Genomic DNA, 14,814 nt, shown 5'->3' with positions numbered 1-14,814 from the left:
ATGCCTAGGATGGCCTGCATCGACGCTGAAGTGGACGTGCAGCTTTCGTTCAGCTTCCGGCCTTGCCGGCGGTGGCCGGTGCTTCCCGGATGTAGCCGCGCGAGATCAGGCGGCTGCGCTCGCGGGTGCGCCGCTCGGCGTCCATGAGGTCGGACAGGGCGTCGGCGATGGCGCAGCGGAGCGCGATGCCGGCATCGCCGCCGGCAAAACCGAGATAGGCGCGGCTGATCGCGTCGACGGGGCAGCCATGGTCCTTCTGTACGGCTAGCGCCTGGGTCAGCATCGGATTCTCCTTCGTTGCGCCCGGAACGAAGAGAGAACAAGCCAGAAGGGTTAACGTTTCGTCAACGGCCCAATGAGACCGGCCTCAAGGGGTCGTTAACCCTGTGGATAACGGGGATCCGGCTGCCTGCAGGCTGTGGATAGCGCTGTTCACTCCGGAAGGCGGGGCAGGCGCTGGCCGTCCTTGGGAATCGGATAGCGCGCTGCGTTCAGCTCCATGGCGAGCAGCGTGTAGTAGCCCGAGATCGCGACCAGATCGACGATCCCGGCCTTGCCGAACCGGGCCTCAGCCTTGGCGTAGGTCGTGTCCGAGACACGTCTGGTATCCTGCAACTCGGCTGTGAACTCGTACACGACGGTCTCGTCGTCGCTCATCGTCGTTGGCCGGCGTCCGTCGCGGATCGCCGCGACGATCTCGGGGGCGATCCCGGCCTTCTCGGCGATCGGCGCGTGGACGTACCACTCGTAATCCTGCGTCCAGCGCCGTGCGGTAAGCAGGATCACCAGTTCCGACAGGGTGGTGCCGATCTTCGGCTTGAACCGGAGGTAATCGCCCATCGACCTGGCCAGGGTCATCACCTCGGGCGAGTGCATCAGCGGCTCGAACGGGCCGAACGGGGGCTTGCCGCGGGCCTGCGTGAACGCGTCCGCCGCCTGCTTCTGCTCCGGCGTGTAATCCTGCGGCGGGATGGTCGGCAGGCGGTCCTGCGCACCGGCCGCCGCCGACAGGGCAGGGGCCAGGACGGCGAGCGCCACAGCGAGGACGGCCGGACGGAGACGCATCGTTTCACTCCCAGATTGTTGAGAGCAGGTTCGCGCCGACTTGCGGTGCTCGCCAGAGCGCAACGCCCCGATCGGTATCGATCGCGCGGCGGCGTCATGCGCATCGGCCAAGTGGTTGCACCGCGCGCCCCGCCGGGCCATCAGCGACGCGATGGCCGGTCCCGTTACTGCGCTGCCGATCGAGGCGGCGCTTCCCGAACTGCGCAGCGCGCTCGCCGCCCGGAACGCCGCCGTGCTGGTGGCGCCCCCGGGCGCCGGCAAGACCACGCGCGTCCCCTTGGACCTGCTCGACGCGCCCTGGCTCGCCGGGCGCAAGATCGTTTTGTTGGAGCCGCGCCGGATCGCGGCCCGGGCCGCCGCCGCCCGGATGGCGCAGACCCTGGGTGAACCGGTCGGCGGTACGGTCGGTCTGCGGGTCCGGCTCGGCTCGAAGATTTCGGCGAAGACCCGGATCGAGGTGGTGACCGAGGGTGTGTTCACGCGCATGATCCTCGAAGACCCGGAGTTGGCGAATGTCGGCGCGGTCCTGTTCGACGAATTCCACGAGCGCTCCCTCGACGCCGATCTCGGCCTCGCCCTGGCATGCGATGCGCAGAGCGGGTTGCGGGAGGATCTGCGGATCCTGGTCATGTCGGCGACCCTGGATGGCGCCCGCGTCGCGCGGCTGCTGGGCGACGCCCCGGTGGTCGCCTCCGAGGGCCGGGCCTTCCCGGTGGAGACCCGCTACGCCGAGCGCGACCCGAACCGGCGGATCGAAGACTCGGTCGCCGAAGTGACGTTGCGCGCGCTCCGAGCGGATCCGGGCTCGGTGCTGGTGTTCCTGCCAGGGCAGGCGGAGATCCGCCGGACTCACGATCTTCTCGTCGAAAAAGTCGGGCCGGAGGTTCAGCTCGCACCGCTCTACGGTGCGCTCACCCCGGCCGAGCAGGACCGCGCCGTCGCGCCGGCGCCGCCTGGCACCCGCAAGGTCGTGCTGGCCACCAGCATCGCCGAGACGTCGCTGACTATCGAGGGCGTGCGGATCGTGGTCGATTCCGGCCTGGCCCGGGTGCCGGTCTACGAGCCAGGCCTCGGCCTGACCCGGCTGGTGACCGCCCGGGCGTCGCGCGCCTCTGTCGACCAACGCCGGGGCCGCGCCGGCCGGACGGAGCCCGGCCTGTGCTGGCGGCTCTGGTCGGAGGCCGGCACCAGCGCGCTCGAACCGTTTACCCGACCCGAGATCCTGTCGGCCGATCTCGCCGGCCTGCTCCTCGACTGTGCCGCCTGGGGCGTCACCGACCCGCGCACGCTGGCCTTCCTCGATCCGCCGCCTGCGGCCGCGCTCACGGAGGCCCGCACCATGCTCGGCGCCCTCGGAGCGCTCGATTCCGACGGACGGCTTACGGAGATCGGCACGAGGCTGCGCGCCCTGCCGCTGCCGCCGCGGCTCGCCCGGATGGTGACGGTGGCGGCCGGGATCGGCCAAGCGCGGGCTGCCGCCGACCTCGCAGCGGTGCTGGTGGAGCGCGGGCTCGGCGGCGACGGCATCGACCTCGACGAGCGGGTCGAGCGCTTCCGCCGGGACAGGGGCGGACGGGCCACGGACATGCGTCGCCTTGCCGAGAATTGGGCGCGCATCGCCGGGGGCGCCCAACAGGACGACCGGGAGGCGGCCGGCCCGCTGCTGGCGCTGGCCTATCCGGACCGGGTCGCCCGCGCCCGGGGCCGGGAGGGCGAGTTCGTGATGGCCAGCGGCCGGGCCGGCCGCCTCGACCCGGCGAGCCCGCTCGCCCGGGAGACCTACCTGGTGATCGCCGACCTCGCGGGCGCCGCCGGCAATGCCCGCATCCTGGCCGCCGCCGCCATCGGGGCCGAGGCGATCGAGCGGCTCTTCGCCGACCGGATCGAGGCCCGCACCGAGGTGACCTTCGATCCGCAGGCCGCCGCCCTGCGCGCCCGGGCGGTCCGGCGTCTGGGTGCGGTCAATCTCGGGGAACGGCCGCTGCCGGTCCCAGCCGAGCTAGAATCCGCCGAGATCCTCGCCCAGGGCATCGTCGGGCTGGGCCTCGATCGCCTGCCCTGGACGCCAGCGCTTTCGCAATGGCGCGCCCGGGTCCAGTTTTTGCGCACGGCGGAGGATGCTGAGTGGCCGGACCTGTCCGATGCCACCCTCGCCGCGAGCGCCGAGACCTGGCTGGCTCCGGCACTGGTCGGGCGTAATTCCGTGGCCGCCATCACCGCGGACGACCTCGCCGGGGCCCTGCAGAACCTGCTGCCCTGGCAGCTTCGCGGCCGGCTCGATGCGGAGGCACCGACCCATGTCGAAGTGCCGACCGGCTCGCGCATCCCGGTCGACTACACCGAGGCGGAACCGGTCCTGGCCGTCCGGGTGCAGGAGCTGTTCGGCCTCGACCGGCACCCGACCGCGGGCGGCCGGCCCCTCGTCCTGCACCTGCTGTCGCCGGCCCATCGTCCGATCCAGATCACCCGGGACCTGCCGGGCTTCTGGCGCGGCTCCTGGGTGGCGGTGCGGGCGGAGATGCGCGGGCGCTACCTCCGCCACCCCTGGCCGGAAGACCCGCTCGCCGAGGCGCCGACCCGCCGGGCCAAGCCGCGCGGGACGTAAGATCCGGCACCGGCCCACCCCAACGACAGGACGGATGCGACCCCCATGATGACCGATCCGAAAAACTTCGATCCCGCATCCGAGGGCTGGACGGCGGTGGAGGACCAGGGCTTCATCGCCCACGTGGGTCCGCTTCACGTCCGCGATTCCGACGGCGCCTACGCGTTCCGGGCCGAGCAGAAGCATGCCAACCTGATCGGCGTGGTCCATGGCGGCATGCTGATGAGCTTCGCCGACCGGGCGCTCGGCGAGACCGCGATGCGGGCCGCCGACGGCGCCAACTGCGTCACGATCCAGCTTGAGATGAAGTTCATCGATGTCGGCCGCCTCGGCGACTGGATCGAAGTGCATCCCCAGGTGGTCAAGCGCACCGGCTCCCTGGTGTTCATGCGCGGCGATGTCCGGGAGGGCAAGCGCCTCGTGGCTTCGGCCGACGGAGTCTGGAAGATTTTGCGACGCAAGCCCGGTTGATCCCAAGATCGTCCCCGTCATAATGCGGCGATCGCCAAGAGTTAGATCGACGATCGGTCGACACAGGGGGAGGAAAATCATGCGGCAACCGCGGGATGATGCGGCGAAGACCGGGCGCACGTTGCCGTCCCGGCGGGCGATGCTTGCGGGGACGGGCGCGGCCCTGGTGTCCGCCACGAGCGCGTTCGGACAGCCCGAGCCGCCGAGCACCGTGACCAACCCGCCGCGCGACTTCCGCCCCGGCGCGTCGCCGACCACCTATTTCACCGATCCCGACGTCATCACGGTCGATCCGTCCTTCGAGCGCTACATCGTCCCCAACAGCGCCATCCGCCGCCTCTGGACCGGCGCGCTCTGGGCCGAAGGGCCGGCCTGGAACAGCCTCGGCCGCTTCCTGATCTGGAGCGACATCCCGAACGACCGGCAGATGCGGTGGCTGGAGGAGGACGGCCATGTCGGCATCTTCCGCGGCCGCAGCAACAACTCCAACGGCAACAGCTTCGACCGTCAGGGCCGGCAGGTCTCCTGCGAGCACATCACCCGGCGCGTGGTGCGCTACGAGCTCGACGGCTCCGCCACGATCCTCGCTGACAGCTTCGACAGCAAGCCGTTCAACTCACCCAACGACATCGAGCAGCACGCCGACGGGGCGTACTGGTTCACCGATCCGCCCTATGGCGGCCAGCTGTACGAGGGAACGCCCGACGAGGCCGGCGGCCCGTCGAACCCGCAGGGCCACCTCAATCCGCGGCTCGGCCAGCCGGCCGGTCTCCGGACGAACAAGCGCGCGCTCCCCAACGCGCTCTACCGGATCGACCCGACCGGCCGGATCGATCAGGTGCTCAACGACGCGCAGGTGCCGAACCCGAACGGCCTGTGCTTCTCGCCCGACCACAAGACGCTCTACCTGTCCTCCACCGGCAAGGGCCCGGGCGATACCGGCCCCGGTGGCAAGGGCGAGATCTACGCCTTCGATATCGGGATCGGTGCCGCCGTCTCGAACAAGCGGCTGTTTTCGGATTGCGTCGTCGATGGTGTGAAATGCGGCCCTGACGGGATGCGGACCGATGTCGACGGCAACCTCTGGGTGGCGAGCAATGCGGGCCGCGTTGTCGGCTATAACGGCGTCACGGTCTGGAATCCGCAGGGCAAGCTGATCGGCCGGATCCGCCTGCCGGAGGTCTGCGGCAACCTCACCTTCGGCGGCCCGAAGCGGAACCGCCTGTTCATGACCGCGAGCCAGTCGCTCTACGCGGTGTACGTAAACACGCAGGGGGCCGGACCGGCCTGAGCGGGGAAGGTCAGGGTAGGCTCCCCTGTCGGGGGCTTCTTCGCGGACTCTATCCAATCCAATCCCTCATCCTGAGGCGACGGAGCGAAGCGAAGGCCTCGCAGGAGGCCTCCAGCTGGCCGCGCGATCCCTGGAGGGCTCCTTCGAGGCTCGCTGCGCTCGCTCCTCAGGATGAGGCCGAGGATGGGATATCCGTCAAACCGTCCCGCGCTCGCCGGGGCGGTGAAGGCGATGGCCAGGGCAAGAGTAGCAATCCAACCGTGGTTGCCGGACCTCCGGGGCGCTATCTGTAACAGGCATGAGCCAGGATCCCGCCCCAGACCCGACCTTGAGCCGCCTGAGCGCGGCCCTGGGCGACTTGCCCAAGCGCGGGCTGCCGCCCGTGGACAAATGGGATCCGCCCTATTGCGGGATGATCGATATCCGCATCGCCGCGGACGGGACCTGGCACCACAACGGCTCCCCGATCCGCCGGGAGAAGCTGGTCAAGCTGTTCGCCACGATCCTGCGGCGCGAGCCGGACGGGCGGGTCGTACTGGTCACCCCGGTAGAGAGCGTCGGCATCACCGTGGAGGATGCCGCCTTCGTGGCCGTGGAGATGGCGGTCGACGGAACGGGGGAGGGCAGGCGGATCTCGTTCAGGACCAATGTCGACGACCTCGTCAGCGTCGATCCCGAGCATGCCCTACGCTTCGAGCAGGGCCCGGACGGGGCATTGAAGCCCTATCTCCATGTCCGGCGCGGGCTCTGGGCGCTGGTGACCCGGGCGCTCACCTACGATCTGGTGGATCTCGCCGAGGAACGCTCGGTCGAGGGGCGGCCGTGGCTCGGCCTCTGGGCCGGCGGCACCTTCCACCCAATCGCCCCGGCCGAGGCCGCGTGAGCGACACGCGCGCCGATTTCCTCGCCCGTGCCGCGTGCCACCTGTCCCCGGACCCGCCGGGCCCGGACGACCCGACCTCGAATCCCCGCGGCGACCACAGCCTCGACCCGGACGGCAGCGCCGTAATCCCGCCGCCGCCGCACCGGCGGGCCGCGGTGCTGGTGCCGGTGGTGTTCCGTCCGGCCGGACCGCGCCTGGTGCTGACCCAGCGCGCGGCCAACCTGCGTGACCATTCCGGGCAGGTCGCGCTGCCCGGCGGGAAGATCGATCCGGCTGATCCGGGACCGGCCGACGCGGCCCTGCGCGAGGCTCACGAGGAGATCGGCCTGCCGCCCGATTCGGTGCGGTTGCTCGGCTATCTCGATCCCTACCTGTCCGGCACCGGGTTCCTGGTGACGCCGGTGATCGGCGTCGTCGGACCGGAGGCCACGTTCACGCCCAACCCCACCGAGGTGGCGGACGTGTTCGAGGTGCCGCTGGCGGTGCTGATGGATCGGGACCGCTACGTTTTGCATGCCCGGGTCTGGCAGGGACGGCCGCGCCGGTATTATGCCGTGACCTTCGAGGACCGGCTTATCTGGGGCGTCACCGCCGGGATCCTGAACAACCTCCGGGAGCGCCTCTATCCGGAGACGAGCGCGTGATGCGGCAAAGAGGAATCCGGTCTTTCGGACGCCTCATGCGATGACACGGTGTTGGAACGGGCTGTCGGTCACGAAAAACAGCCGCTCGCTCCAGCGCTGACCCTGCGGGATAAGGCTACACACCGTCATGCTGCGCCGCCTCACCGAAGAGTTCGGCCTCTTCCTCATCCCCTTCGCGCTGTTCATGGTCTACCTCGTGCTGGTCGGCCGCAACCCGCTGCGCCGGGTGCATTGGGACGCGCACATCGTCCGCTTGGTGCTGGCCGGCCTCGCCGTGGTGATCGGCACGCTGGTCTACGAGGGCCTGTTCTCGGAGCGCCGGGCCGGCGGCTACGTGCCGACCCACATGGAGAACGGCCGCCTGGTACCGGGCGAATTCAAGTGACGCAGACGCTCGATCATGGCGCGCTGGCGGCCCTCCTCGCCCAGCCGGGCGTGCGCCGGGCACTCGCGGCCCTGGATCGGCCGGGCGCAGAGACCCGCTTGGTCGGCGGCTGCGTGCGCGATGCGCTGCTCGGGAGTCAATCCGCCGATATCGACTTTGCGACCACGCTGCTGCCCGACGCGGTGATCGCCGCCGCCCGCACCGCACCGGGCCTGAAGGCGGTACCCACCGGGATCGAGCACGGCACCATCACCCTGGTCACCGAGGACGGGCCGATCGAAGTCACGACCCTGCGCGAGGATGTCGAGACCGATGGCCGCCACGCGGTGGTGCGCTTCGGCAGCGACTTCGCCCGGGATGCCGAGCGGCGCGATTTCACTGTGAACGCCCTCTCCCTTGGGGCAGACGGGCGCCTGCACGATACGGTCGGGGGCTTGGCCGATCTCGAAGCCGGGCGAGTCCGGTTCATCGGCGATCCGGCCACCCGCATCCGCGAGGATTCCCTACGGATCCTGCGGTTCTTCCGCTTCCATGCGCGCTTCGGCGCCGGTCAGCCGGATGCCGCGGCGCTCTCCGCCTGCGTGGCCGCCCGGGATGCCCTGGACCGGCTGTCCCGCGAACGGGTCCGGTCGGAGTTTTTGAAGCTCCTGGCCGCTCAAGGCGGCCTGCCGATGATCGGCACCCTGAGCGCGACGGGTCTGCTCCAGCGGATCACCGGCGGCATCGGCGAACTCGGACGGCTGGAGCGGGCGATGGCCGCCACGCTCGCACCGGTGATGCGGCTCGCAGCGCTCTCGGTCGGCGGCCGGCACGACGCGGATCGGCTGCGGGATCGGTTGCGCCTGTCGAAGCAGGAGCATGGACATCTCACCGGCTACGCGGACGCGCTGGCGGATCTCCACGGCCGAGCGGTCATCGATGCGCCAGCGGCCCGGGCGCTCGCGGCCGAGCACGGGCTTCCATTGCTGAACGACACGCTGGCGATCCTGGCCGGCGAGCCCCGGCCTGTCCGAGAGGACGAGGCCCGGCGAGCGCTTCAGGTTCTGGGTGGGGAGGGGAGCGCACCGCGCTTTCCGCTCACGGGGGCGGATCTGGTGGCGGCCGGACTGCCCACCGGGCCGGCCATCGGCCGGGGACTGGCAGCGGCCCGGGCGCTCTGGCTGGAACGCGGATGCCCGACCGGAGCCGATTCGCGCGCCGAGTTGCTCAAGCGCGCGCTCGAAAGCGCGCGCCGAACCCAAAATTAAAGCTTGAGGAGGGCCTTGGTCTCCTGGAGCTGGACGATCTGGCCGTTCAGCTCTTCGCGCTTCTGCAGATCCTCGGTGGCGTCGCGCTGCAGCTCGGCCGCCTCGATATCCTTGTCGAGGGAGTCGTGCGTCAGTTCCTCGATCGGCGCGGCGCGCTCCGCGAGGACCGTCACGGCGGTCGGGCCGATATCGGCGAAGCCGCCGCGGACATAGATCCGCTTGCCGCTGCCCTGGCTCTCGGTGATCACGATGACGCCGACCCGCAGCGAGGTCAGGACCGGGGCGTGGCCCGGCATCACGGTCATCTCACCCTCGGTGCCGGGCAGCTGAACGGCGGTCACCTCGCCGGAATACAGCGTCCGCTCGGGGCCGACGAAATCGAAGTGGAAGGTGGCCATCTCAGGACGATCCCGGAACCGCAACACGCTCTCCGCCCCATCGCGGGGCGAAGGTGGAGGTGGCTCGGACGGCAGCGCCGAGCCCCGACCCCTCCCCGCAAGGGGGAGGGGATGCCACGCCTTACGCGGCCTTCAGCTTCTTGGCCTTCTCCTGGGCCTGCTCGATCGTGCCGACCATGTAGAAGGCGGCTTCCGGCAGGTCGTCGTAATCGCCGTTCACCAGGCCCTTGAAGCCCTTGATGGTGTCTTCCAACGGCACCTGCACGCCCGGCGAGCCGGTGAACACCTCGGCCACCGTAAAGGGCTGCGAGAAGAAACGCTCAATCTTGCGGGCGCGGGCGACGGTGAGCTTATCCTCCTCGGACAGCTCGTCCATGCCGAGGATCGCGATGATGTCCTGGAGCGCCTTGTAGCGCTGCAGGGTCTGCTGGACGCGGCGGGCGACGTCGTAGTGCTCCTCGCCCAGGATCGCCGGCGACAGCATGCGCGAGGTCGAGTCCAGCGGATCCACCGCCGGGTAGATGCCCTTCTCGGCGATCGAGCGCGACAGCACGGTCGTGGCGTCGAGGTGGGCGAACGAGGCGGCGGGCGCCGGGTCGGTCAGATCGTCGGCCGGCACGTAGATCGCCTGCACCGAGGTGATCGAGCCCTTGGTGGTGGTGGTGATGCGCTCCTGGAGGGCGCCCATGTCGGTGGCCAGCGTCGGCTGATAGCCCACGGCCGACGGGATACGGCCGAGAAGCGCCGACACCTCGGAGCCCGCCTGCGTGAAGCGGAAGATGTTGTCCACGAAGAACAGCACGTCCTGGCCCTCATCGCGGAACTGCTCCGCGATGGTCAGGCCGGTGAGCGCCACCCGCGAGCGGGCGCCCGGCGACTCGTTCATCTGGCCGTAGACCAGGGCGCACTTGGAGCCCTCGGCCGAGCCGCCATGCTCCTTCGGGTCGACGTTCACCTTGGACTCGATCATCTCGTGATAGAGATCGTTGCCTTCGCGGGTACGCTCACCGACGCCGGCGAACACCGAGTAGCCCGAGTGAACCTTGGCGATGTTGTTGATCAGCTCCATGATCAGCACGGTCTTGCCGACGCCCGCGCCGCCGAACAGGCCGACCTTTCCGCCCTTGGAGTAGGGGGCCAGCAGGTCCACCACCTTGATGCCGGTGACGAGGATCTGCGCCTCGGTCGACTGGTCGGCGTAGGACGGGGCCGGCTGGTGGATGGCGCGGTAGGTGTCGCACACCACCGGGCCGAGCTCGTCGATCGGCTCGCCGATGACGTTCATGATGCGGCCGAGCGTGTTCATGCCCACCGGCACCTTGATCGGCTCGCCGGTATCCGTGCACTCCTGGCCGCGGGTCAGGCCCTCGGACGTGTCCATGGCGATGCAGCGGACGGTGCTCTCACCGAGTTGCTGGGCAACCTCGAGGACGAGGCGGGCGCCGTTGTTCTTGGTCTCCAGGGCGTTCAGGATTTCGGGCAGGTGCCCGTCGAACTGGACGTCGACCACGGGGCCGATGACCTGGGTGATCTTGCCGACCTTGTTGGAGCCGGCGCCGGGGAGTGCGGTGTTCGCCATCGTAAACCTACCCTTCAAGCTGTGCGTTCAGATCGCGGAGCCTCAGAGAGCTTCCGCGCCCGAGATGATCTCGATGAGTTCTTTGGTGATCATGGCCTGACGCGTGCGGTTGTAGATCAGCGTCTGCTTCTTGATCATCTCGCCCGCATTGCGGGTGGCCGAGTCCATGGCGCTCATGCGCGCACCCTGCTCGGACGCGGCGTTCTCCAGCAGCGCCCGGTAGACCTGCACGGTGAGGTTCTTCGGCAGCAGCGTCTCCAGGATCGCCTCCTCGGAGGGCTCGAATTCCAGGGCGGCGTTGCCGTTGGCGCTCTTCGCGGACGTGTCGGCCTCGGGCAGCTCCGCCGGGATCAGGCGCTGCGCCGTGGGGATCTGCGAGATGACCGACCGGAACTCGGAGTAAAACAGCGTCGCGACGTCGAACTCGCCGGCCTCGAAGCGGGTGAGGATCTTGTCGGCGATCTCGGCGGCGAACTCGTAATCCACCGGGCGGTTGCCGCGGATATCCATGCTCTCGACGATCTGGTCACGGTAGAGGCGGCGCAGCTGGTCGGCACCCTTCTTGCCGACCGTCATGATCTTGACGGTCTTGCCCGCGGCGGTGAGCTTCTGGATGTATTCCCGGACCGCCAGGCGGACGATCGAAGAGTTGAACGCGCCGCATAGGCCGCGATCACCGGTGCAGACGACCAAGAGATGGGTCTGCTCGGCGCCGGTCCCGGAGAGGAGCTTGGGGGCGCCGACGCCGCCGACGAGATTGCCCGCGAGGTTGCCGAGCACCTGGGCCATCTTCTCGGCGAAGGGACGGCCCGCCTCGGCGGCCATCTGCGCCCGGCGCAGCTTGGCGGCGGCGACCATCTGCATGGCCTTGGTGATCTTCTGCGTCGCCTTCACCGAGGTGATGCGGTTGCGCAGGTCCTTCAAACTTGCCATCGGGCCGCGTCCAGATCCGTTCCAGGGCCTCTCCTCCCCCGAGCGGGGAGGAGCCGAAGGTGGGCGGTGCCGGGTATGGCGGCCGACAGTGCCCGCGGCACCAGCTCCATCCCGATCCTCCCCACCGAAGGCGGAGAGGTCACCGTTGTGGCTGTCCGATCAGTTGCCGATCGACTTGGCCACGCCCTCGACCACGCTCTTCAGCTTGCCGGCGCTCTCGTCCGACAGGTCCTTCGAGGTGGCGATGGCGCTGAGCAGGTCCTGATGCTTCGTGCGCAGCGTGCTGAGCAGGCTGTCCTCGAAGGCGCGGATCTTGCTCACCGGGAGCTTGTCCAGGTAGCCGTTCACGCCGGCGTAGATCACCGCGACCTGCTCTTCCATCTTCAGCGGCGAGAATTGCGGCTGCTTCAGGAGCTCGGTGAGCCGCGAGCCGCGGTTCAGGAGCTGCTGGGTCGAGGCGTCGAGGTCGGAGCCGAACTGCGCGAAGGCCGCCATCTCGCGGTACTGCGCCAGCTCGCCCTTGATCTTGCCGGCGACCTTTTTCATCGCCTTGGTCTGGGCCGAGGAGCCCACCCGCGACACCGAGAGGCCGACGTTCACCGCCGGACGGATGCCCTGGTAGAACAGGTCGGTCTCGAGGAAGATCTGGCCGTCGGTGATCGAGATCACGTTGGTCGGGATGTAGGCCGAGACGTCGTTGGCCTGGGTCTCGATGACCGGCAGGGCGGTCAGCGAGCCGTTGCCGGCGGCGTCGCCCATCTTGGCGGCGCGCTCGAGCAGGCGGCTGTGGAGGTAGAACACGTCGCCCGGGTAAGCCTCGCGGCCCGGCGGGCGGCGCAGCAGCAGCGACATCTGGCGGTAGGCCACGGCCTGCTTGGAGAGATCGTCATACACGATCACGGCGTGCATGCCGTTGTCGCGGAAATACTCGCCCATGGCGCAGCCGGCGAACGGCGCGATGAACTGCATCGGCGCGGCGTCCGAGGCGGTGGCGGCGATGACGATGGAGTATTCCAGGGCACCCTGGTCCTCCAGCACCTTCACGAACTGGGCGACCGTGGAGCGCTTCTGGCCGATGGCGACGTAGATGCAGTAGAGCCTGGACGCCTCGTCCCCGCCGGCAGCATGGCCGGGCTTCTGGTTCAGGATGGTGTCGAGGGCGATGGCGGTCTTGCCGGTCTGGCGGTCGCCGATGATCAGCTCGCGCTGGCCGCGGCCCACCGGGATCAGGGCGTCGATCGCCTTCAGGCCCGTGGCCATCGGCTCGTGCACCGACTTGCGCGGGATGATGCCCGGCGCCTTCACGTCGACGCGACGGCGCTCGGTGGAGGCGATCGGGCCCTTGCCGTCGATCGGGTTGCCGAGGCCGTCGACCACGCGGCCGAGCAGGGCCTTGCCGACCGGCACGTCCACGATCGAGCCCGTGCGCTTGACGGTCTGGCCTTCCTTGATCTCGCGGTCGGAGCCGAAGATCACGATGCCGACGTTGTCCTGCTCGAGGTTGAGCGCCATGCCGCGCACCCCCGACTCGAATTCGACCATCTCACCGGCCTGGACATTGTCGAGGCCGTAGGCGCGGGCGATGCCGTCACCGACGGACAAGACCTGCCCGACCTCGGAGACCTCGGCCTCTTCGCCGAAGTTCTTGATCTGGTCCTTCAGGATCGCGGAGATCTCGGCGGCGCGGATGTCCATACTCGGGCCTCTGTCGCTAAATCGTCAGTGCTTGTTCGGATCGGATGAGGCGCGCTTACCGCGCGGTCTGCATCGCGAGGCGGAAACCGTTGAGCTTGGTCTTCAGGGACGCGTCGATCATGCGCGAGCCCATGCGGACGACGAGGCCGCCGATCAAGCTCGGGTCGATGACCAGGTTGAGATCGATCTCGGCCTTGGCGACGTCGCGGAGCGACGCCTTGATCTCCTCGACCAAGGCGTCGGACGGCCGTTCGGCCACCCGCACCTCGGCGCGGACGATCCCCCTGGAATCCTGCACCAGCGACCGGAAGGCGGTGATCATGCCCGGAAGGGCGAAGAGCCGCCGATTCGAGGCCGCGAGGCGGATGAAGTTGCCGGCGAGGCCGCCGATCCCGGCGCGGTCGAGCACGGCGCCGATGGCGGCTTCCTGCTCGTTGGGCGTGAAGGCCGGGCTGCGGACGAGACGGCGCAGGTCCGCGCTCTCCTTCAGCAGGCCATCGAATTGATTGAGTCCCTCGGCGACGGCATCGATCTGGCGCTCGTCGCGCGCGAGCTCGAAAAGGGCGGAAGCGTACCGGCCCGCCACGCCTGCGACCAGGGGACCAGCCTCGGAACCGTTCTGCGCCACCCGTCGCTCTCTTCTCTGTTGCCCGCCCGCTCCGCGCGCTCCGGCCGGGAACGCGGTGCGGAGACCGTACGGGACGTGGGATCGCGCCAGCAACGGGGACGGGTCGAGGACCAGCCCTTGTGGCGCGGCGACCGCCTAGCATGTCAGCATGGCCGCACGCAACACGGACCGGGGTGGCTCTGCGCGATACGGCGGCAGAAGTGTGACGCAGCGTGCCTCAGCAGGCCAGCCGATCGCAGCGCCGGGTGCTGGCGACCATCTTCGCCATGGCGTTGGCACCAGGATGGCCGAGGATGCCGCTGTTGCCGAGAACGTAGGACGGCGTGGCGTAGAGGCCGAGATCGGCCGCCATCCGCATCTGGCTCTTGAGCGCCAGCCGGACCTCCTCGCTGTCGGCGATCTCCTCGACCTCCGCCTGCGGTATGCCAAGAGTGGCCGCGGCCGTGAGCGCGCCGGGCCCATCGATGCGGCCGGGCTTGCTCAGCAGCGTCCGGTAGAAATTCCAGGCGGCGACCGAGCCGAGCTTGCGCTGCACCCCCAGCATCACCTTGGCGGCCTGGGCGGATTGCGGCGACAGGATCGGGTTGTTGACGAGGCCGATGCGCAGGTCCGGATCGGAATCGTGCAGGGCGACCACGTCGGCGGCAGCCTTGCGGCAGTAGGGGCAGTTGAAGTCGAAGAACTCGTAGAGGGTGGTCTGGGCCTCGCGCGGACCGGCATAGGTGACGCCGCGCAGGCCCGGGATCTGCCCGGTGATCTCACCCGGCAGGATCGAGTTCGCGACGGCGCGTCCGTCATCGCCGGTGACGGGGACACGCTGGCCGTAGGATTGGGCGGCGGCCCGCCCGAGCCCGGCGCTGAAGGCAGCACCGGCCGCAGCAGCCGCGATGAGGTGACGACGCGTCAGCACCATGAATACCGTCCGGGACAGAAGGGGTCGTTTTGGCCGAGGCTGAGCCGGCACGCGGGATCTCATGGCCGTGATGGCGC

At 69.4% G+C, this 14,814-nt stretch carries 15 protein-coding genes; 7 read left to right on the top strand and 8 right to left on the bottom strand.

What is annotated here, in order from left to right:
• Positions 1 to 49 precede the first annotated feature (49 nt).
• Together MKL20_RS06825 and MKL20_RS06820 are read right to left on the bottom strand one after the other, a co-directional pair.
• Entirely contained in the window at positions 50 to 283 is a 234-nt protein-coding gene (locus tag MKL20_RS06825; protein ID WP_244036045.1) for a hypothetical protein, read from the bottom strand.
• A 149-nt stretch (positions 284 to 432) separates the two neighbouring features.
• Positions 433 to 1,065 (bottom strand): carboxymuconolactone decarboxylase family protein, encoded by a 633-nt coding sequence (locus MKL20_RS06820; RefSeq protein WP_244036044.1) that lies wholly within the window; start codon positions 1,063 to 1,065, stop codon positions 433 to 435.
• Positions 1,066 to 1,216: 151 nt separating this feature from the next.
• On the opposite strand from MKL20_RS06820, the gene hrpB reads away from it, so the two are divergent.
• The 7 genes from hrpB (at position 1,217) to MKL20_RS06785 (ending at position 8,591) form a co-directional block, all read left to right on the top strand.
• Positions 1,217 to 3,670 carry an ATP-dependent helicase HrpB gene (hrpB, locus tag MKL20_RS06815; protein ID WP_244036043.1) on the top strand — a complete coding sequence of 818 codons (2,454 nt, stop codon included), beginning with the start codon at positions 1,217 to 1,219 and terminating at the stop codon, positions 3,668 to 3,670.
• A gap of 45 nt (positions 3,671 to 3,715) precedes the next feature.
• Positions 3,716 to 4,141: a PaaI family thioesterase gene (locus MKL20_RS06810; protein ID WP_244036042.1), complete on the top strand. Its 426-nt coding sequence runs from the start codon at positions 3,716 to 3,718 to the stop codon at positions 4,139 to 4,141.
• 79 nt (positions 4,142 to 4,220) lie between these two features.
• A complete protein-coding gene (locus MKL20_RS06805; RefSeq protein WP_244036041.1) occupies positions 4,221 to 5,432 on the top strand; it encodes an SMP-30/gluconolactonase/LRE family protein in 1,212 nt (403 codons plus the stop codon).
• Positions 5,433 to 5,730: 298 nt separating this feature from the next.
• Positions 5,731 to 6,315: a DUF1285 domain-containing protein gene (locus MKL20_RS06800; protein WP_244036040.1), complete on the top strand. Its 585-nt coding sequence runs from the start codon at positions 5,731 to 5,733 to the stop codon at positions 6,313 to 6,315.
• Positions 6,312 to 6,959: a CoA pyrophosphatase gene (locus tag MKL20_RS06795; RefSeq protein WP_243971572.1), complete on the top strand. Its 648-nt coding sequence runs from the start codon at positions 6,312 to 6,314 to the stop codon at positions 6,957 to 6,959. The genes MKL20_RS06800 and MKL20_RS06795 overlap by 4 nt, the downstream gene beginning before the upstream one ends.
• Positions 6,960 to 7,086: 127 nt before the next feature.
• Positions 7,087 to 7,344: a DUF6111 family protein gene (locus tag MKL20_RS06790; RefSeq protein ID WP_244036039.1), complete on the top strand. Its 258-nt coding sequence runs from the start codon at positions 7,087 to 7,089 to the stop codon at positions 7,342 to 7,344.
• Positions 7,341 to 8,591 carry a CCA tRNA nucleotidyltransferase gene (locus tag MKL20_RS06785; protein WP_244036038.1) on the top strand — a complete coding sequence of 417 codons (1,251 nt, stop codon included), beginning with the start codon at positions 7,341 to 7,343 and terminating at the stop codon, positions 8,589 to 8,591. The genes MKL20_RS06790 and MKL20_RS06785 overlap by 4 nt, the downstream gene beginning before the upstream one ends.
• Here the strand turns inward: MKL20_RS06785 and MKL20_RS06780 are convergent.
• The 6 genes from MKL20_RS06780 to MKL20_RS06755 form a co-directional block, all read right to left on the bottom strand.
• Positions 8,588 to 8,989 carry a F0F1 ATP synthase subunit epsilon gene (locus MKL20_RS06780; protein WP_243971566.1) on the bottom strand — a complete coding sequence of 134 codons (402 nt, stop codon included), beginning with the start codon at positions 8,987 to 8,989 and terminating at the stop codon, positions 8,588 to 8,590. The genes MKL20_RS06785 and MKL20_RS06780 overlap by 4 nt on opposite strands.
• 121 nt (positions 8,990 to 9,110) lie before the next feature.
• Complete coding sequence (gene atpD / locus MKL20_RS06775; RefSeq protein ID WP_243971563.1) at positions 9,111 to 10,568, bottom strand: F0F1 ATP synthase subunit beta; 1,458 nt, start codon at positions 10,566 to 10,568, stop codon at positions 9,111 to 9,113.
• A 42-nt stretch (positions 10,569 to 10,610) separates the two neighbouring features.
• On the bottom strand, positions 10,611 to 11,501 hold the full coding sequence (locus tag MKL20_RS06770) for a F0F1 ATP synthase subunit gamma (protein WP_244036037.1): 891 nt from the start codon (positions 11,499 to 11,501) through the stop codon (positions 10,611 to 10,613).
• Positions 11,502 to 11,660: 159 nt separating this feature from the next.
• On the bottom strand, positions 11,661 to 13,196 hold the full coding sequence (gene atpA, locus MKL20_RS06765) for a F0F1 ATP synthase subunit alpha (protein WP_244036036.1): 1,536 nt from the start codon (positions 13,194 to 13,196) through the stop codon (positions 11,661 to 11,663).
• Positions 13,197 to 13,251: 55 nt separating this feature from the next.
• Positions 13,252 to 13,824, bottom strand: coding sequence for a F0F1 ATP synthase subunit delta (locus MKL20_RS06760; RefSeq protein ID WP_244036035.1), 573 nt, complete (start codon positions 13,822 to 13,824; stop codon positions 13,252 to 13,254).
• A gap of 217 nt (positions 13,825 to 14,041) precedes the next feature.
• Positions 14,042 to 14,737 carry a DsbA family protein gene (locus tag MKL20_RS06755; RefSeq protein WP_244036034.1) on the bottom strand — a complete coding sequence of 232 codons (696 nt, stop codon included), beginning with the start codon at positions 14,735 to 14,737 and terminating at the stop codon, positions 14,042 to 14,044.
• Positions 14,738 to 14,814: the final 77 nt, after the last annotated feature.

The organism is Methylobacterium sp. E-066, assembly GCF_022829635.1.
Classification (GTDB): domain Bacteria; phylum Pseudomonadota; class Alphaproteobacteria; order Rhizobiales; family Beijerinckiaceae; genus Methylobacterium.
Note: the sequence above shows the minus strand (reverse complement) of the source record. Positions and strands in the feature narration are given on the sequence as shown.